Raw genomic sequence first — 19,511 nt, 5'->3', positions numbered from 1 at the left:
AGTGTTAAGCATTAGACCGTTCGACTTGCATGTGTTAGGCACGCCGCCAGCGTTCGTCCTGAGCCAGGATCAAACTCTCCAAAAAAGTTATCTCAACTTCTTTAAAGAAGATGATATCTGCTCATGATTCCATGATTCGTTTGAAACTCTTGCGAGTTTCTCTCATTGGCTGTCCTTGTTGTTTAGTTTTCAAAGACCACGGATGGTCAGCCATCTTGGCCGGAATTAAATAATAACATTTTTGACCCATGTTGTCAAATACTAATTTTCACTCCTTTCATCCAGGTTAGTGGATTCTTTAAGCCCAAACACATTGTTCAGCGGTTTCGTCACACTTCAAGTTCATATAGTAAAACATTTCGACCTTCGATACTTGATAGCGATTCCTCAATATATGTAGCTCCAACCTTGTCATAAAACCCTATGGCATTTGGATCTGAAAAAATCATAAGCCGATTTATATTCTTCTTCCTGCATAACTCTTTTGCGTATGAGATCAGTTGGGAGCCAATTCTCTTTCCAATAAATTCTGGCAGTATAAAAAAGTGCTCTAACCAATAACCCTTTCTGATCACCACTTTGCCCGTGCAAAAATCCTCTTCAACCTCAACAATTGAAAAATATCCGGTTATTTTCCCATCAACCGTGACAACGAAAACCATGTTGTCTTGAATATATTCCGGGGTAATTGTTAACTCCTCTTTCCATATATCAAAATACTCTTCAGGATAATTCCAAAACCCTTTTGAAGTAAAAGAAATAGCAGTTAATTCATTACTTTCACTGGCTTTAGCTTGTCTTATTTCGATTTCCATCTGATGCAGCACCTCTATTTATTTTTCAGTCACTTAATTAGTAATTGTCCAATAGCAAATTTAAACAGAGCGAGGAAGTTTCTTAAATAGATTCTTGTTAAATATAATTATTACCTTGACACAAATTCACCTTTTAATATTGAATAATATAATCTATCTACATATTGACCATCCATATAAAAAAAGTCTCGTAATGTTCCCTCATAAACAAACCCACATTTTTCAATGACTTTACGCGAAGGAATATTTATAGACTTATGACATATTTGTACTTTATGTAAATTCATTTTGTTAAATCCAAATTGAATAACTGCTTTTGTAGCTTCAGTTGCAAACCCCTTTCTCTGGAAGCCTCTCCCAATACAGTATTCAATTTCAGCAAAATGATTATTGTTATCTACTAAAAAGTAGGCAATCTGCCCTATACATTCATCTGTTTCCTTTAATATTATTGCCCATCTGTAATAATTATCTTTTTCATAGAAACTGATATATTTATCCAGCAATTCTTTAACATCCCTCTTGGTTGTGTAAACTGGTTCAGAGTACAATGACTGAATTTCAGGATCACTGACCCAATAGTTTAACATGTCAGCGTCATCTGTATATTTAAATTTTCGCAAAACTAATCTATCCGTTTCAATCTGTCTAGTGCCAATATGTTCTAACATAAAAAATCCTTCCTCAATGTAAATGATTTCTTGTTTATAAAACTTACAATATGGTGAATTGTGCGGAAACCATCATGGCCAGAATACTATTTAATAGCATCCTCTCTAACAATTTTTGTATCAGGCTATTTCCTTATTTGCTCCATTAAACTATTTTCACCAGGATATAAAAGATCCTTAATCTATTAATGAACATTTCTCAACATGCGTATCCTTAGCTTCCTAAACTAAAGTTCATTATATTTTTTATTAGATCCGTAAGCTTTCTCAATAGGATACTTTTCTTCGTTCTTCTTTATTTTATCGATAATAGCTTGTTCAGGTTTAATATTTAATTCATTTGACAGCAACAAAGCATAAATCAATACATCTGCTAATTCTTCTTGAATTCTTTCGAAATTAACGGTTACGCTCTCATCACTAGTTTTCCATTGAAAATTTTCGAGTAGTTCACTAGCCTCTATGCTTAATGATATCGCTAGATCCTTTGGATTGTGAAACTGCCTCCAATTTCGAGAATCTCTAAATTCAACAATCTTTTGAATTAATTTATCCATCATCATCACCACGCATCTACAAAATATTGCCCTTTGCAAGTCTATATTAAATCGCCTCTCCAACTCCTTAAAGCTTCTCGTACTGAACGAGCCATCTCAGTTGAAAACTGTGCACCAGTTTTTCTGGCGTACATCCATTGTCCGAAGTTCTTTGCTCTAAAAGGATTGCCCGGAGAAAAAGCACTTTCCCGAGTAGCTAACATATCAGCCAGTTCTTCAGGGGTTAATTGATGATATTGCTCTGTGAAAGCAATGAATTTCCTATCAAAACGTGGCCTAGGGACCGGTCGAGCACCTTCGGGATAATACCCGAAACAGAGCATTGCAACTGGAAATACCCAAGCCGGCAAGTTCAATAACTCACGATGTTTTTCATAGTTTTCCATTATATCCCCAATATAGCAAGAACCAATCCCCCGGCTCTCGGCGGCAATGACTGCATTTTGCGCAGCAATAAGAGCATCTGAACATGCTAATAATAAGTCTGCTTCATCGGGGCCGCGGAATTCCAGACCATGATCCTCGCAAAAACTCTTAACATTAGAACTCTGATAATAGTCAAACCAGCGTTGGTAATCCGCAACAAAAACAATTATCAAGGGGGCTTTGGCTATGAAAGGCTGATGATCACAAGTTTCACTTAAGATTTGTTTTTTACTGGCATTGGTAATCAATATCATGGAATAAAGCATCATATTCCCGGCTGTAGGTGCTCTCATAGCTCCCTCTACAATCCAATCCACATCTTCTTGTTTAAGCGGTTGATCAACATACTTCCTTAGGGAAATGCGATATTTCAGTAATTCTGTAATTGTTTGGTTATTATCTTTCGTCAACCTCAAAACCTCCTCTTCAGTAACGGTTCATGTCAAAGTGAATTTTTTTAGCAGAAGTAGATTTCCTCTCCTAAATAGTTAGACAACTAAAGCATTCACAGTTAAAAATTTAGAGGCAGCAACTTTTGTAACCTCTAAATTTCCATTCCAGCCCATATTCAATTAACTTTCAGATATCCTTCAGCATCATTTCAGCTTACCTATAGAGACATTTCAGTTTATTCCTTTATGATTAAATACAATAAACAAACATAAAGGAGCGATTCAAATGTATAATTTCCAACTCAAACCAACTGAAAAGGTATTTCTCATTACTATGGGAGGGCTAATAAATAAGCAAGAGAGCGATAATTATATGGAAGATTTACTGCAGAAATTACACACATTTAAAACATCCGAATATTATTTTGTTCTAGATACGCAAGAATTAAAAGCTTCAACACAAGATATGCTCGATGAAGAAAAGAAGGGTATCGAACTTTTAGTTAAAACACCTTTCAAAGGCCGATTTAATATTGCATCTAAAGCTCTCATCGCGAATATGCAGGCTAAACGTGTAGCCGGCAATGCTCTAAAACAGATTACTACCGTCCAGTCCTACGATGAGTTTGTATCTATTATTAATTTACACAGAGCAGGATAACCCTGCTTCTAGTACTTAAGCTAGTGAATTTAACACCCAACACCCTATGCAAACTACACCGACGAAATTATAGCCCAAACGCAATGCCCGTTATTTAAAGTCTCATTTTGGCCCATTGACATTTTCCGTCAATGGGCCTTCATTAATCACCTCTTCTCTCACGATAATCGTCGCTCAAAATTCCAAATATGCGCTCTCCCCCATTCTTCATTAGCTTATTATATCTGGGTTTTACCTGTTAAAATATGGCATCTCATCCAACAACCCACTAATGAACGTCAAGTTGTTGGTGTGTTATCCTTTATCATGTTCTCACAAGAACAAATTCATTCTTGGAGGTTAGCATGATGAAGAAATTTACAACAATAATTATATCAGTCTTAATTGGAGTTTTATCTTGTGTTCCAGTAGCAAGTGCTTCTACAAGTTCAACTCGTTCCGCAGAAGTTCATAAAGTTATAGCCAAATCTGAAAGTTATATTGGTACCAGATACGTATTAGGTGGGACAAGCTATCGAGGTATTGATTGCTCTGGCCTTACAATGGATGCTTTCAAGGCAGTTGGTATCAATCTTCCGCGAACAAGTACCAACCAGTATAAAATAGGAACTTATATTCCAGCCAGCCGTCTTATACCAGGTGATTTAGTTTTCTTCAGCTTTAATTCAAGTCATACTGTAACTCATGTTGGAATCTATCTTGGTCATGGTAAATTTATTAATGCCACAAGTCACAAAGGCGTAACAATAAGCAGCTTTAGCTCATACTGGTGGAAAGCATATGTCGGTGCCAAAAGAGTAATAAGGTAAACAAGAAATTTCACAAACCCAAAACCTCCTCAACTTCAGCAGTTCCTCTTTATTTGATATCATTATGGGGTAATGTGCATTTTGTCTCTATCAGAGCATTTATGAGGTTGTCCATCTTTTTAGGTAATCATGGGCAACCTTGAAATATCCATAATGAAATAGTGCTTTGAGGATTAGTTCTTTATAGGTATAATATTGTCATGAAAAAAACATGAGGGGAATTGCTTGTGAAGTTAATATCATGGAACGTCAATGGTCTTCGAGCTTGCCTTACCAAAGGTTTTCTTGATTTTTTTAACGAAATGCAAGCCGATATCTTCTGTATCCAGGAAGCAAAGCTCTCCGAGGGGCAAATTGAACTTGCTTTAGATGGCTATACCCAATATTATAATTTTGCAGAAAGAAAAGGATACTCAGGCACTGTAATCTTTACTCGAAACAAACCAATAAATTGCACTTTAGGGCTGGGTATTCCACAGCATGACAGGGAAGGCCGGATAATTACTCTTGAGTATGACGAGTTTTTCCTTGTCAACGTTTATACCCCAAATTCACAAACCGAGCTGGCTAGGCTAGAATATCGATTAACATGGGAAGATGACTTTCGCCGATACATCCAAAATCTTGATACCCATAAACCTGTGATCTTTTGTGGTGATCTTAATGTAGCCCACCAGGAAATAGACCTTAAAAATCCTCAGTCCAACAAACGAAACCCCGGATTTACAGACGAAGAGCGCTCGAAATTCTCTCAACTCTTGGAATCTGGCTTTGTCGACACTTATCGGCATTTCTTTCCTGAGCAGAAAGATGCCTATTCCTGGTGGTCTTATCGTTTTAATGCTCGAGCACGAAATGCAGGTTGGAGAATTGACTATTTTTGCACTTCTGAAAGATTAACGGACAAGCTTATAGCAGCAAAGATCTACAGTTCTGTTTTAGGTTCCGATCACTGTCCGGTAGGGCTGGAAACAAGAGACTTCTAACCAATAATTATCCCAAACTTACATACCTCGCTAAAGCAACAACTTTTCTTTTCCATCGCTAGGCTATTCGTTTCATCAATGACATGCACTCTTATCAATGCGACATCTTCCTTAAGCTCGGAACGTTCCAAGGCTTCAAGATGTTGTTATATCTTATTGCTTTAATTACCCGTTGTAATTCTATTCACAATTTTGTCAACTTTAATGTCAATATTAAAGGTCTCTTCTTTTTTAAAATAGCTAGCTGGCAAAGAAAAGCATATTATTTTCTTGCTGTTCTTTAAATACGAATAAATAATTTGCGCCTCATCAATATCATTTTGAGATAATCTTGGCATAATTTTGTTTACTTGCCCAAACTTATTCAAGATGGTTTGTTTTATATGGTGTTTTAATTCTAAAATGTTTTTATTTCTGGTATCAATGACTTCTCTGTAAAATAACTTATTTCCTTTAATAAAGAACAATTTTGGATGGTCAGGATTTACAAATTCAATTGCTAAAATGTTTCTATTTTTTATCGAAGATTTGACCAATCTCTGTTTACCAATAATATGCTTTAGCCCCAAATAATACTCTTTATATTGGGCTGCTTTTTCGAACTGCAGATTTTCAATCGCCGAATTAAGACTATTGAGAAGTTCCTCGATAGCCGACAAATTATCACCATTAAGAAGACATTTGATACTTTCAATATGAGTACTATATTCTTCCGGTCTAATCCGGCCAGTACAAACACCTAAGCAGGCACCTAACTGCTTGAATAGGCAACCATTTACTGTCTTTGCTAATCCGGGACTTGTACATTTTCGTATTGGAAAGTACTCGTTCAAGTAAGCTATTGTAGTCTCAACTGAATGACGGCTTGTAAATGGGCCAAAATATAATGCACCGTCATCATATTTTTCCTTTACCACCAAAACTTTTGGATATTGTTCAGCAGGAATTTTTATGTATTGATAATTACATGAATTCTTCATTAGCTTATTATATCTGGGTTTTATTTCTTTTATAAGCCGACATTCTTCAATAAAAGCATCTAATTCAGTATCCGTAACAAGATATTTTACGGCATATATGTTATTTATCATTTCTTCAACTTTAGGTGCCCTATCCTTCTGATTTCTAAAATACTGGGATACTCTATCTTTTAGCTTTTTCGCCTTACCAACATAAATTGTATTTCCCAGTGAATCAATCATCATATAGACACCTGGGCTTAGAGGAAGCTGCTTAAGCGTTTCTTTAATACTCATAGTTTTTTTGCTCATGAAATCATCAAAAGCAGCCAAGACCAACCCTCCTGATAATATTACAAATATTATACAATCATAATCACATATCTATATAATAGCTTAGTTGCTACATTTTATCATTAATCCATGTTCGAATTAACTCATTAAATTTATCATATGCAACCCATGGATATGTATGGTCGGCCCCTTTTATTATAAAACCTCTTGATCTGGGAAGAGCCTCCCCTATGTCCTCTACAGATTGCTTCATAGCCTTTGGTTCATTTTCTCCGGCTAATATTAAAGTCGGGACGTTGGCATGTTTTAGTTCGAAAAATGGAATCCTCCCAAATTTATAGAGCTGGTCGTATAATCTGAATAGCGAATCCCCGGTCAGTCTACTAAAATCGGCCATCAAGTTATCAATTGCCACTTTGTCAAGAAACTTAAACTGCTTAGCTAAAAATAATAGCATTGCTCTATTTCTTAACATAGCCGCCGAGAGTTTATAGATGAAAGGCCTATGAACAAGACTCAACAAATATATTGGTCTAAATAATGCACTGGCTACAACGGCATGATCCACTAAATCCGGACGTCTGGCGAGGAGTTCTATTACAACTTTACCTCCAAGGGAATGGCCAACTACATGAGCTTTACGATTATTCGTTTTGTTTTCGATTAGTTCTGCTATGCGGTCTGCACAATCTCTTAGATTAAGCGTCCCTTCATTTATACTTTTCCCGTGTTCTGGTAAATCAGGTACAAGACAATGGTAATCGCTAAAATGCTCAATCTGCTTATACCACATCCATCCGCTTATTCCCCCACCATGAATAAATACAATAGAAGGCATACTTTTATTTTGGGTCTCTTCAAAATACATAGTCATCCCAATACCCCTCTGATATAGTAAATACTATTTTTTATCCAGCTTGCAATACAGTATCCCACTTTGAAAAGATTATTCCACCCATTTCCAATTTTTATTTATATATGGACATTTCCCAAAATGCTTGTGCCTTCTTTGCATGAGATGCACATGGCTAATTATTTTTTACTTGATATCAAGAAAAGCCATCTCGAGTGAATTTAGTTTAATCGTTGAACTTTTTTTCTCTTTTTTTCTTCATACATCAAATTGTCTGCTTTTGCTATTAAGTCGTCTGCGGTCGTGTTTTCTTTTGAAATAAGATGTACAGTACCAATACTTAAACTCATATTATATGGTTTCTCAAATTCATTTTTCTTTCGTTCTATGGAATTGTTAATTCTCTTGATAATTACTCTTGATCTCTCTTCATCACAGTTAGTGAAGATTAGAATTAATTCATCTCCACCATATCGAAAAGCAAAGTCATCCTCTCTGAGGTTCGACTTTATTGCTTCCGCAATAGCAACAATGTACCAGTCACCTTCATCGTGTCCGAAAGTATCATTGACATATTTTAGTCCATCAATATCACAGAAGGATACTGCCAGGCTCTGTTGTTCCGCCTTAGATCTTTCAACAGCATTATCTAATATGATTTTACCGGAGCGTCGATTCAGCAATCCCGTTAACTCATCGATTGTCGCGTACTTTTTAAGGATTATCTCTGCGTTCTTCTGCCGTGAAATATCCATCATACTAAGAATCATAGCTGGAGTATTTTCATAAGAAAGTGTGCTGGCAGAAACCAAAACAACTTTTATAGAATCCTTTGATTTTAGAACTGCTTCCTCATCTGCGAAAACATTACCCTCCATCATATTCTCAATTAAGTTACATTCGTTTTCTAAATTATTTTCAAAAAACTTCGAAAACGAGTGGGGATCATTAATTTTAACCGAACTAGAGGTGAACTGTTCAGCGAGGCTATTCATCTGTAACACTAAAAGATCAGGCAACCGGATTAAAAATAATGCTGCAGGAGCAACCTCAAAAAGTTTCCGAATATTTTCATGATTTTCATTGATTTTGTTAAACGAATCATTAATGCTACGTTCTGCTGGCACGAAAATAAATCGGACTTCTAACGCCAAAACAAGAAACGTAACCAACAAGAGAATAATTTCCGTTGTGCGAATTAAAAAGATTTTGTAATTAGCTTCAATGGTATACTGATTGACGATATCATCCATGAGTTTAAGAAAAGATTCCTCATTATCTTTAATTACCCTTAAATTATAAGTAATACCGGGGTCTTTTTTATCTTCTCGTTTAATGAGATCCTTTGCAGACGTTAAGATTCTTTGGTAATAGGGTTCTGCTTTGGAATAGAGCGACATAATCGTGACACTATTATGACCCGGAAGTCCTAATTTCTCATCACCTAATAAGAGACCATTGTGAGAGTATTGCCACAGAGCGGTAGATTCCTTTAGTCCTTCAATATAAAAACTTCTCTCAGCAATATCGTTAGCCTGTTCAACCCCAAAAGCAGACTTTACAATTTGCTGACTCAACATTCTTTGCCTGCCAGCAATATTAATAACCATAGAATATGAGGATTCTTGTTGGATAGTGTATTGTATAACAACCTGACTGAATACTACCAAAAAGGCAATAATGGAAAGCGCTAAAATATAGCGTCTCCGTAAAAGCGAAATTTTACCTTTTTCAATCATAGCGTCCCCTAAATTTAAGATATATCGTCCAAACATAATCGTTAAATTTCCTAAAGAACATACATTATTCTATGTAATTCTCCAGAAATCCTTTTTCGATATTCTGAGGTAAATAGTATTCCTGGTAAAATTAGCCTCTTCTAAACCGTACAAAAAAAGTAGTTCCTTTTGAGCATGTCTCAATTTCAATTTTTGCATTATGCCTAGCTGCAATGCTGTAACAAACCGCCAATCCTAACCCAGTTCCATTTTCTTTTGTAGTAAAGAACGGAGTGCCAAGTTTTTCAAGCACCTCTTGCGGTATCCCTTCACCATCATCAACAACGGATAATACAATTTCTTCTTTATCCATAAATGTTCTTATTTTCATAGTCCCGCCTGGTGACATTGCCTGCGTACCGTTCTGAACAAGATTCAGAACCAACTGTCGTATTTCTTTTTTGTCTAAAGGGATTTTCTCTACTTCTTCAAGTTCCAGATTTATATACTTGTCGCTAACCAATCCATCAGCTTGGATTAATGGGAATAAGTTTTCAACGATTTCTTTTATGCTTTGCATTTCTAATTCAACAACTCTGTCTTTGGCCAATGAAAGGAAGTTCGTAATAATCGAATTCGCTCTATCCAATTCTTCTATCATCAGGGCGAAAAAGTCCCAATATTTAGTGCATTCTTCTTTGCGGGATAATAATTGCAAAAATCCTCTAACAGTAGTCATTGGGTTCCTGACTTCATGACCAATACCAGCGGCCATCTGACCGACCAAATTCAATCGATCGAGGTGAGCCATTTCCTTTTCCATCTTGTTTTTTAGGGATTCTTCTTCATACTCTTTAATTATTGTTATATCATCAGCGATACCTATACATCGAATCATTTTTCCATCTTTGTCAAGTATAGGCATTGATCTATCCCAAATCCATCTGATTGTTCCATCTGGCCTGATAATTTTATACTGTTCATTTAATAACCCATTGACAGTGCGCTTTTCTCCCGTATATTCAAGGACAATTCTTTCTTTATCTTCAGGATGTATGGCGTCAAGAAAAGAATCGGGGTCATCATATAAACTTTGACACGTTCTCCCCCATACCTTCTCATAGGCAGGATTAATATAAACAAGCTGCTCGTTCTGCCGAACCCAAATCACTTCACCAAGATTTTCAGCAAGTTCCTTAAATTTTTCTTCACTTTCCTTCAGGTCAATTTCGCTCAGTTTTCGCTCTGTTATATCTTGAACAATCCCGTAAGTTCGAACTAATTTTCCGGACAAATCTTGACGATATTTGATTTTTACATGAACCCATCTGTTTTCAGCATCCGATCTAATTATTCTAAAATCTATTTCAGGGCTTGTATCAATTATAGGATTTCGCATGATATTAATTATTAATTCTTTATCGTCAGGATGCACTAATTTTATAAAATCCTGAATGACCGGTATAAACTCTTGCGGCTTAAAACCACATATTCGAAAGAGTTCATCAGACCAAAGATTTTCTCCAGTAATTCTATCTAATTCCCAGAAGCCTAAATTAGCAAATTCCTGGGCCTCCTCTAATCTCATCCTTGTTTTTCTTAGTTCTTCCTCATCGTTTTTTCTTTTAGTAATATCCCGGATTATGACAGCGAAATAGCCAGCTTGAGGAGAATAAACATTAATCACATACCACTTACAAAGTGACGCAGAATAGTTTTCAAAGGTTTCTGCAATCCCCGTTTTGGCTACTCTACCATAAGTTTCGATCCAATACCCACTCGCATTCGGTAATATTTCAAGGACACGTTTTCCAATTATATTTTCCCTCTTCAGGCCAGTATGTTTTTCAAATTCAGAGTTTACTTCCAAAAACACGTAATCAATCGGGTTGCCGTCGCAATCATAGAGCATTTTATGATATGCAAAACCATCCATCATATTTTCAAATAAGAGACGAAATCTCTCTTCACTATTGCTATGAACGTCTTGTTCAAGGTTCCATGAATTGTATTCTTCATCTATTTTCATATCAAATCTCCCGTCAATTCGTCCCCAAAATCGATGATAGCTGTTTTTTAAATTCGCTATTGTATTTAATGAATTTTATTATCTATGCGTTATTTCGAGCGATATTTAGTTATTTCTACATATTCTGCATTTTGATAGAATTTCCTCTCTCTAGAAAAAGTATAAATAAATGAAAAGGCCAGACCCTCCATAAAAATATAGAGCAATCTGGCGATTATTCGTCCCTACTATTTTCTAAATCAATCAACTCTCAACCTTTCCTTTGATAATTATCAACATTTCAGATAAGTCGCTGCCTGAATCCCCGCAATTGCCCCATCGGCAACGGCAGTAGCAATTTGTCTCACCTCTTTTTTGCATATATCACCCACAGCATAGACACCAGGAATATTAGTTTGCATTTTCTCATTTGCAACAATATATCCATTCACATTATCAACCGAAGAATATATTGAGGAATTAGGTGTTGATCCAGCATAGATGAATATATAACTATTTGAAGCTTCCACGATTTCGGTCTCATTAGTATTTATATCTGTAATCTCCAATGTATCAATACTCGTGCGCCCTTTAATATTGGTAATTCTGGAATGAAGACAAATTTTCAGGTTCGAGGTTTTTTCCGCTTTTGATGTAAACTCTACTATAGCTCCTAACTTTTCTTCAAAATGGATGAGGGTAACCTGTTTTGCCAACTTCGATAAAAACAATGCCTCTTTTAATGCACCATCGGAGCCACCCACAATAAATATTTCCTTTTCCTTATATAAGCTTAAATCATCGGACAAGCAATAATCCACCCCTTTTCCGATAAGTTCTTGCTCACCTGGTATATCAAGATGTCTTGGCGTAGTACCATTGGCAATGATTACTGTTCTGGTTTGGTATCTACTTTTATTAGTTTCTACTTCTTTGATCTCCGCTTCCAGATTCACTGCAGTTACTTCCTCGAATTTAAACGCCACCCCTGCCTCCATAGCTTGGTTATACATTCTAGTCGCAAAAGTCTTACCAGTTTCATTTTCTGTAATTCCCGAATAATGCGTTACATTTGAAACTTGTCGGATAGTTCCACCTACTTGCTTCTTTTCCAGGACCAACGTTTGTACTCCTCTACTAACAGCATAAATCGAGGCGCTAATACCTGCTGGGCCTGCACCTATAATAATTAAGTCATAAATCATATTCTTTAACTCCTTATTAATATTTATTTTTCCGAATCTCCTCTATATTATTTGAATTTGATGTAAAAAAATGATAGCAATTTCACTCTGATAATATAAAAACCCCACCCACCATTTAAGTGAGAGAGGTTTGGCTCAGATGTCGATCATGCTAAAACTTTGGAAATCGGAAATGGCCGGTTATTTTAGAAGGCCAGCTTTGAAGTTGATTCGTTTCGCTCGCCGTGGGGCCCGCATTATGTAATAAGTATGGTACGCCATCTTTCCTCCGTTTATCTGAGATAATTGCTATATGTTCATGAGGATTATCGAAAGTAACAATGTCTCCGGGCTGCCACTGATATAAATTTTCTGCGTCCCCGGGTTTTATATCCTTTGTAAGTTCCGTTCCGTGCCTTCGAAAGAAAACATATAAATTAGGAACCCGACGAAAGTCTATATTTGGATCGGGATTGCCCGCAATCCGAGGATATTTGGCAGGATTTTCACGGATATCGTTATCCACTAATGATTTTAAATTATAACCCGCATCACGCATAGCCCTCCATACGACATCTGTACACACGCCTTCATTGTCAGGGGGAAATCCCCCTTGATAATAAGCACTGCGATATTGAGGCTTTCTGTTCACTTCCGCTCTGGCACCATTCACAATGTCTTGTAAATCACTGACGCCATCGTTGTCCTTATCACTTGGACAAGAAATATTGGAAATCTTAAGTGATTGTCCTAATGGAAACTTATCTAAAGGAGGGAACAATTCAATACTGGCCCAAGATATCAGGGCTAATCCTACTAGGCTGAACAAAAACAGATATCGTTTGGCAGACATTTCAGGCTGATCACCTCACCAGTACCATACTTTAAATGTATTAACATTTAATATCATCCTAAGACAATTATCTTAATAACCAAATCCACTTAAGATATACGATATTTCGTTAAATAAACTTTACTTTCCTTCTACCTTAAGCTTATTTATTCTTACTTATATAAAAAAAGACCCAAAAAATGTTTGAGTCAAGAAAACAGCAACTCTTGGCGGAGTCCTGATAACCAGAAGGCATATGGAAGAACAATCCATTAAAATAAAGCTGCTCTCCATGAGAACAGCTAAATAAAGTTAATATATTAGTCAACTTGTTTTAGTACATAATAACTAGGTGATATGCCTCTATTGATATAGTCGCCAGTTTTCCATTCATAAAACATATAAGTATTTCCGTCCATAACATTTTAGATTTAAATTATTTACCGCCCTCTACAATTCATGCTCCTCTTCGCTTTTAAGAATATAGTTTTCCACGAACTCAGTAGAGCGGTTTTCTGGGACTTCTACAATACCCCTCCTATCTGTTAATCTACTTTATATACACACCAAACACCGAAAGGGTTCGATCAATAGTATGAAAAATAATTAATCTAGACATCATCAATCCATTCTATCCCATTTTCTTCTTACCATTTCGTAATAATAAGGCGATCTGATAATAATTAACCATCTTGTTAAAACAAGTTTAACCCTTTATGATTAATTCAACAAATGATACATAAAGGATTGATTCAAATTTCAAGACGGTATCAATTAACGTAAATGTACAAAAAACAGAACAAGGTAGTTGGAGGTGTACAGCAATGAATTTCAGTGAGATTTTTAAGGATATTTCTGCGGGACTTTTGGTTACAGATGCAGATTTCTATGTGATATGGGCTAATAAATTTGAGGAACGGTTCTATGGGAAACCTGTTGTGGGTTTGTGGGCTTTAGACTGTCACAAGGAAGAAAATCGTCAAAAGATTGGGGACTTTATTGCACGCTTTAAAACCGGAGAATTAAAATCCTTTACAAAAATAGCCTTTGGAATGGTTATTACCTACAGTAGTTATTTTAAGGATGGAGAGTTTGCCGGAATGATTCGAACAAGAATTTATTTGCCCGAAGGGGCAGATGCAAAGGAGACAGCTCATTATCCCAAGTAAAAACTAGAAATAGAGTATTAAAGAGATGCCAATACCTTAACAAGGTACAGCATCTCTTTTTCTCATGTGATTCTTTAATGAAAAAGCTACCAATATGTTATTTACAAGGCAATTTTGATTTGCCTTAAAGGGTGACCTAGCACTTCCTGCAATCAAACTTTAAAATTGACAAACATAATATTATTAAATAAAATACCATTATCAATACTACTACATATAATAGTAGTATTGATAATGGTATTTAGAGGTGTCTATTATGCTCCTTAATATCGAGCTTATTCCCCTTAAATTTGTCCGGCAAAAACCCTCGTGAGCCTATGATATTGAACGGATGATAGAGGAAAGAGGAATCTGAAATTGGATGAAATGAGTGGTTAAACGTGTTAGCAAAACTCAAGAAGACATACCCTGCATTAACTCAACGAAATTTCCGTTACTTTTGGCTTGGCCAATGCATTTCTTTAATTGGCACTTGGATGGATACGACTGGCCAACAATGGCTGGCATATACTTTGACCAAATCTGCACTGTTATTAGGTCTGCTCGGAGTGGCACAATTTGGACCAGTCATGTTTTTTTCACTATTTGCCGGAGTCATTATCGACCGTTACCCTAAAAAACAAATACTCCTATTTACACAAGCATGCCTGATGATCCTTGCGTTCATTCTGGCTATTCTGGTCTTGTCCGGACATGTAACCTATTGGCATATTTTTATTTTGGCTATCTTCCTTGGACTCGTAAACACTCTTGATCAACCTACGCGTCAATCTTTCATGCCGGAATTAGTAGAAAAAAAAGATCTAAGAAGTGCAATTGGACTTAACTCGTCCATTTTTAATGTCGCCAGAATGATTGGACCAGCCATAGCTGCCTTGTTAATGGACAAATATGGAGCAGGCCCATTGTTCATCCTCAATGGAATCAGTTTTATTCCCGTCCTAATTGCAATCAACTTAATTAAAACAAAACCCTTTGAAGCTAAAAAAGCACCTAAGAAAGTACTAACCGAAATTTATGAAGGGTTAATGTATATCAGACATTCAGTCTTTCTGCGCAGTGCTGTCCTATGTATGCTCTCAGTCGGTACTTTTGTAATGAACTATAACGTGATTATCCCCTTGTTTGCCGGAGAGGTACTTAAACAAGGGGTTGGCGGATATGGTTTTCTCTTATCTTCCAGTGGTGCAGGTTCACTCATTGGAGCACTAATAGTAGCTTCTTGGGCTAAAGGTAAGCCTAGGTTGAGGCTGCTTTTCGGCAGTGCTTTCGCCGTATCTGCCTTTCTCACACTACTATATTTTGTCCACCTTCTACCTCTAGCTTCTGTCATGTTGGCCTTTATTGGGTTTTCAAACATTTTATTCATGACTACAGCAAACTCAACCATGCAGTTTAATTCCGCCGACGAATTCCGGGGCAGAGTCATGAGTGTTTATTCGTTTGCATTTTTAGGGACTACCCCCATTGGAAATCTTTTTGTTGGGAGCATTTCACAAAGATGGGGAGCCGGTATTGGAGTTTTAGTCTGTGGATCAATTTCAGTTTTGCTGATTGTGCTAATAGTTATCAATACCATGGTAAAGAAATCTGCCATTCAGCCAAATGCCTAGGATTTCCTAAATAAAATATGCCCTTTGAGCAATAATAGGTTCAAAGGAGTGAGATTATGCGTTCTGAAATATGTAAAGATGCCTTAACAGCCAATGAAATTAATGCCATTTGGACCGCATTTATGAAAAATAGCATGGAAATTCGATTTCTAGAATATTTTTTAGAGACTGCGGAAGATTTTGAACTAAGAAAAATCGTTCAAAAAATGCTGAATCAGCGAATGAAGGATATTGAATGTATTAGTAATATTCTAGTTCAGGAAAATATTACTGTTCCCTTAGGTTTTACAGATGATGATGTATGCACAGAAGCCGCCAAGATTTTTTCGGATAATTTCATATTGTTTTTCTGTTACGATTTAGTTTTATTCTCGATTAGTGTTTTATCAAATGCATTAATTGATTGTGTAAGATATGATATCAGAGAATATTTTCAGACTAGCTTAGAACGTAATATCGAGATGCAAAATATTATTTTAGAAATTAAGATATCGAAGGGTGTTTATTTGAGCTTCCCAAAAGTTGCTATAGACAACGAAGTTGATTTAGTAGATAAAATGAACTTTTTAAAGGGAATTTTCGGTGATAAAAGACCTATTAATGTTGGTGAAATTGCTAATTTATCTAAAATAATAGATCGAGCACAGTTTTCAAAAATGGTTTTTGTTGTTTTTAGTAAAATATCTAAAACACATCACATCTCACAACATTTCAATAGAGGTAGAGATGAGATTCAAAGAGTATTGGATGTATTAACTCATGTTCTTGACGAAGAAAATATCCCAATATCATCGTCGAGTGATTATCAGATATCTGATATTGAAACGTCTCCATTTTCTGATAAATTAATGTTATTCTTTGTAAATATGTGCTTAGGTATGTTTTGCTTTACTATGATAGCGCAAGCATCGACCTCATGCCTTAGAAATGACTTGATATTGAAGATTTCCAAAATTTCAAATGACTTAAAGTTTTATTATTTGGATAGTGTGAAATTATCAATTAAAGAAGGTTGGCTCGAAAGACCTCCACAATCAATTAATAAATGACTCATCGGACTTAGTTCCTGACTTCGAGAAGCTTAATACTTAACGCTTGTTTCTAGTTCTTATTGACTATTAAGAGAGGGAAGGCTCTTAATAGTCAATCCATGATCTACCTATTAGCCCTTCCCTTCTTAGACTCCCGTCTATGCAAATCTGCAATAATTTCGCCTTGTAAATTTACTGCTAAATAAAAAACATCCTCCAGTGAATTAGTTCCTAATTTATTTAGTTGCACTTGTAACCATCTTTCATCATGTTTTGTGCTTTTTAATTTATCATAATCTATTTCCCCATCAATAATGATTTCTACAAAGGGGCCTTGCCCTTCTGGTGAAAGATCTGGCCCCTCAACAAGGTCGACTTTAGAGACAGATTGGTTTTCCTGTTTAGGGAGAATGCTCAATTTCCCTGTTGTCTCTAAAATAGCAAATTCGATATCTGAATAAGAAAAATAACCTTTTTCCCGTAGTAACATCATAAGAATATCCAGATTGACTTTTGTTTTTCTTAAGTTTTCTCTAAGCATAATTCCTTTATGAATAAGGACAATAGGCTCACCATTTGTAATTCGGCGAAATAAACGGAACTTTAAAGATAATATTGCTGCAATGACCGAAATAATTGAAAATAAAATAAGAGTATAACATGAAAAGAACCATTCTTTAATAGTTCGTGATGCAATCATATTTGCCGCGAGATTTCCCATTGCAGCTCCTGCTACCCAATTAAAAAGGGTCAGCTGAGTTAACTGAGTACTCCCTATAAAACGTACTAATATTAATAGTATAAGGAAAGTAATTAAAGTACTAATTGTTAGAAGAAAGTATAACATTTTCTGTGTCCAATTTCTTAATATTTCAAAAATTATGTTTTAAAGGGATACAATATGTACTTAGGCAAACTTGTATTGCCTAGGGATCTGATGACTATTGCAAAACAAGTGAATACAATATTCTTATCTTACCCTGTATCCATTTTATTATTACTCAAGGAACCTTGTTCAGAGCGGGAATTATTTTGGAATATCCTCAGTGAACTCGTTCAGCTAAAGCTGAACATGGAGGCTTCAGATACAATAATGTCCGACATTATTGCCGAGCCGCCTCTCCCAATAGGAATACTTAGCGGCGAAGGAGGACTCTACCCCACCTAAAGTTTACGTAGGACCCACCCCATCAAATTCACAAAGCAAATCCCCTACCGGTCAGGAACGATTTTCCGTTATTAGCAATCGTTTAGCGCGGCTCTTGCTCTTACTAAGGAATTTGACGGTGATGGTCCATTAGCGCCGGTTTTTAAATAGACGATAGAATTAATTTGATGTGTCGATTAAATTCATAAAAATTCATAACACGCAATTAGGTACAACCTTTTCTTGAAAGACACTAAAGGAATAACTTAATAATATATGGATTTACCACAGTAATAAGCCAAGCACCCACTGGAGGAACAATGTATAAAACTATTGGAATAGCCCCTTCCTGTTCTCCAATACATTGAAGGGTTGACATAGTACTTGCTGGCATTCCCAAACTAAATCCAATTAACCCCGAAGCTACATAGGCGGCTAATGCGTCTCTGTTGTAAAAACGAAAGACTAAATAAAAGCTGAAAACCATCAGTATACAAGCCTGCAGGACAAAAATTAAAATAGCGGTAGCATTAAGTTTCGCAAGTGCGGTTAGGTCCATTGACATGAAAGAAATGATTAAAAGCATGGATAAAGAAAAATTACCAATTATATTTACTTTCGGTGATTGGATCGGAGATTTACCCGTTAATTCAAACATTTGTCGTATAATAAGCCCTGCAAGAAAAGAACCCCCTGCCGGATTAATCCACTTACCAAACCCAAATTGTGTAGGAAGTAAGCCCAGACATATAGTCAATAAAAAAATCAAAAGATGTTGTAAGAATTCGTATGGCTTAAATTCGATTGGTGTCATTTTAGGCGATTCCAATTGGGTTCGCTTCTTTAATAAAACAAAAAAGCAACTCCCAAAGACCGTACCTAGAATATTTCCGAACAGCGAATAACCATTAAACAACCCAAGATAAGCATGCCCTTTTGAAATTAGACTTGGAACCCCCTGGAGAACAGAAGCGTCCCCCATCAGGCCCATTGACCCAAATATGACCGTTTGAAATGGATTGTAGCCTGCAGCCTTACTAATCAATAAACTGACTACGTTCTGAAATAATGCCACAAAAATAACAATCCCTAAAAATAGGAATTGACCTTTATAACCCTTTTTTAAAAAAGCACGATCTGTTCTTAGACCTATTGAAGCAAAGAATCCTGCTACAAACACCGGAAGCATAGAATAATCCAAATTCCATTTAACGTGTACAATATTTTTTAAACAGAGAAAGAGAACAGAAGCTAAAATACCTCCAATAAATGGAGCCGGGATGTACAATTTTCTTAACCAAATTGTCTTACTCTGAAGGTAATAACCGAATAGCAAAAAAAGCCCTGCTACTGTTATCGTTTGTATCGAGCTAAAATTCATAAAAC

19 protein-coding genes and 1 rRNA gene are annotated in these 19,511 nt (G+C 36.1%); 7 read left to right on the top strand and 13 right to left on the bottom strand.

Annotated features, from left to right (window positions below; all coding sequences use genetic code 11):
* The 5 genes from ACPUYX_RS14470 to ACPUYX_RS14450 all read right to left on the bottom strand — a co-directional run.
* Positions 1-85, bottom strand: a 16S ribosomal RNA gene (locus ACPUYX_RS14470); the annotation flags it as partial.
* A 244-nt stretch (positions 86-329) separates the two neighbouring features.
* Entirely contained in the window at positions 330-815 is a 486-nt protein-coding gene (locus tag ACPUYX_RS14465) for a GNAT family N-acetyltransferase (RefSeq protein ID WP_426380330.1), read from the bottom strand.
* A gap of 110 nt (positions 816-925) precedes the next feature.
* Positions 926-1,486 carry a GNAT family N-acetyltransferase gene (locus ACPUYX_RS14460; protein WP_426380329.1) on the bottom strand — a complete coding sequence of 187 codons (561 nt, stop codon included), beginning with the start codon at positions 1,484-1,486 and terminating at the stop codon, positions 926-928.
* Positions 1,487-1,713: 227 nt separating this feature from the next.
* Positions 1,714-2,049, bottom strand: a complete 336-nt coding sequence (locus ACPUYX_RS14455) for a nucleotide pyrophosphohydrolase (protein WP_426380328.1) — start codon at positions 2,047-2,049, stop codon at positions 1,714-1,716.
* A 35-nt stretch (positions 2,050-2,084) separates the two neighbouring features.
* Positions 2,085-2,879: a nitroreductase family protein gene (locus ACPUYX_RS14450; RefSeq protein WP_426380327.1), complete on the bottom strand. Its 795-nt coding sequence runs from the start codon at positions 2,877-2,879 to the stop codon at positions 2,085-2,087.
* A gap of 268 nt (positions 2,880-3,147) precedes the next feature.
* On the opposite strand from ACPUYX_RS14450, the gene ACPUYX_RS14445 reads away from it, so the two are divergent.
* The 3 genes from ACPUYX_RS14445 to ACPUYX_RS14435 all read left to right on the top strand — a co-directional run bounded on the left by ACPUYX_RS14445 (position 3,148) and on the right by ACPUYX_RS14435 (position 5,317).
* The gene (locus tag ACPUYX_RS14445; protein ID WP_426380326.1) at positions 3,148-3,522 is read left to right on the top strand and encodes a hypothetical protein; all 375 of its coding nucleotides are present in this window, start codon (positions 3,148-3,150) and stop codon (positions 3,520-3,522) included.
* A gap of 344 nt (positions 3,523-3,866) precedes the next feature.
* On the top strand, positions 3,867-4,331 hold the full coding sequence (locus ACPUYX_RS14440) for a C40 family peptidase (protein WP_426380325.1): 465 nt from the start codon (positions 3,867-3,869) through the stop codon (positions 4,329-4,331).
* A 227-nt stretch (positions 4,332-4,558) separates the two neighbouring features.
* Positions 4,559-5,317 carry an exodeoxyribonuclease III gene (locus ACPUYX_RS14435; protein ID WP_426380324.1) on the top strand — a complete coding sequence of 253 codons (759 nt, stop codon included), beginning with the start codon at positions 4,559-4,561 and terminating at the stop codon, positions 5,315-5,317.
* A 161-nt stretch (positions 5,318-5,478) separates the two neighbouring features.
* Here the strand turns inward: ACPUYX_RS14435 and ACPUYX_RS14430 are convergent, their stop codons facing one another.
* The 6 genes from ACPUYX_RS14430 to ACPUYX_RS14405 form a co-directional block, all read right to left on the bottom strand.
* Positions 5,479-6,609: a GIY-YIG nuclease family protein gene (locus ACPUYX_RS14430; protein WP_426380323.1), complete on the bottom strand. Its 1,131-nt coding sequence runs from the start codon at positions 6,607-6,609 to the stop codon at positions 5,479-5,481.
* A gap of 70 nt (positions 6,610-6,679) precedes the next feature.
* Positions 6,680-7,444, bottom strand: a complete 765-nt coding sequence (locus ACPUYX_RS14425) for an alpha/beta fold hydrolase (RefSeq protein ID WP_426380322.1) — start codon at positions 7,442-7,444, stop codon at positions 6,680-6,682.
* 200 nt (positions 7,445-7,644) lie between these two features.
* Positions 7,645-9,162: a diguanylate cyclase domain-containing protein gene (locus tag ACPUYX_RS14420; RefSeq protein ID WP_426380321.1), complete on the bottom strand. Its 1,518-nt coding sequence runs from the start codon at positions 9,160-9,162 to the stop codon at positions 7,645-7,647.
* A gap of 130 nt (positions 9,163-9,292) precedes the next feature.
* Positions 9,293-11,170, bottom strand: coding sequence for a PAS domain-containing protein (locus ACPUYX_RS14415; protein WP_426380320.1), 1,878 nt, complete (start codon positions 11,168-11,170; stop codon positions 9,293-9,295).
* 272 nt (positions 11,171-11,442) lie between these two features.
* Entirely contained in the window at positions 11,443-12,354 is a 912-nt protein-coding gene (locus tag ACPUYX_RS14410; RefSeq protein WP_426380319.1) for an NAD(P)/FAD-dependent oxidoreductase, read from the bottom strand.
* 151 nt (positions 12,355-12,505) lie between these two features.
* On the bottom strand, positions 12,506-13,186 hold the full coding sequence (locus tag ACPUYX_RS14405; RefSeq protein WP_426380318.1) for a DUF1287 domain-containing protein: 681 nt from the start codon (positions 13,184-13,186) through the stop codon (positions 12,506-12,508).
* A gap of 803 nt (positions 13,187-13,989) precedes the next feature.
* Between ACPUYX_RS14405 and ACPUYX_RS14400 the strand changes: the two genes are divergently transcribed.
* From ACPUYX_RS14400 to ACPUYX_RS14390, 3 genes are all read left to right on the top strand, one after another.
* A complete protein-coding gene (locus ACPUYX_RS14400) occupies positions 13,990-14,334 on the top strand; it encodes a hypothetical protein (protein ID WP_426380317.1) in 345 nt (114 codons plus the stop codon).
* Positions 14,335-14,714: 380 nt separating this feature from the next.
* A complete protein-coding gene (locus ACPUYX_RS14395) occupies positions 14,715-15,947 on the top strand; it encodes an MFS transporter (protein WP_426380316.1) in 1,233 nt (410 codons plus the stop codon).
* A 56-nt stretch (positions 15,948-16,003) separates the two neighbouring features.
* The gene (locus tag ACPUYX_RS14390) at positions 16,004-16,996 is read left to right on the top strand and encodes a DUF3231 family protein (RefSeq protein ID WP_426380315.1); all 993 of its coding nucleotides are present in this window, start codon (positions 16,004-16,006) and stop codon (positions 16,994-16,996) included.
* Between the two features lie 106 nt (positions 16,997-17,102).
* Here the strand turns inward: ACPUYX_RS14390 and ACPUYX_RS14385 are convergent, their stop codons facing one another.
* Positions 17,103-17,699, bottom strand: coding sequence for a DUF421 domain-containing protein (locus ACPUYX_RS14385; RefSeq protein WP_426380314.1), 597 nt, complete (start codon positions 17,697-17,699; stop codon positions 17,103-17,105).
* 180 nt (positions 17,700-17,879) lie between these two features.
* On the opposite strand from ACPUYX_RS14385, the gene ACPUYX_RS14380 reads away from it, so the two are divergent.
* Positions 17,880-18,146, top strand: a complete 267-nt coding sequence (locus tag ACPUYX_RS14380; protein WP_426380313.1) for a hypothetical protein — start codon at positions 17,880-17,882, stop codon at positions 18,144-18,146.
* A gap of 232 nt (positions 18,147-18,378) precedes the next feature.
* Here the strand turns inward: ACPUYX_RS14380 and ACPUYX_RS14375 are convergent, their stop codons facing one another.
* A complete protein-coding gene (locus ACPUYX_RS14375; RefSeq protein WP_426380312.1) occupies positions 18,379-19,506 on the bottom strand; it encodes a sodium/glutamate symporter in 1,128 nt (375 codons plus the stop codon).
* Positions 19,507-19,511: the final 5 nt, after the last annotated feature.

The sequence above is a fragment of the Desulfosporosinus sp. SYSU MS00001 genome (genome assembly GCF_049943955.1).
Lineage (GTDB): Bacteria > Bacillota > Desulfitobacteriia > Desulfitobacteriales > Desulfitobacteriaceae > Desulfosporosinus.
This window is presented reverse-complemented; position numbering and strand designations above follow the sequence as displayed.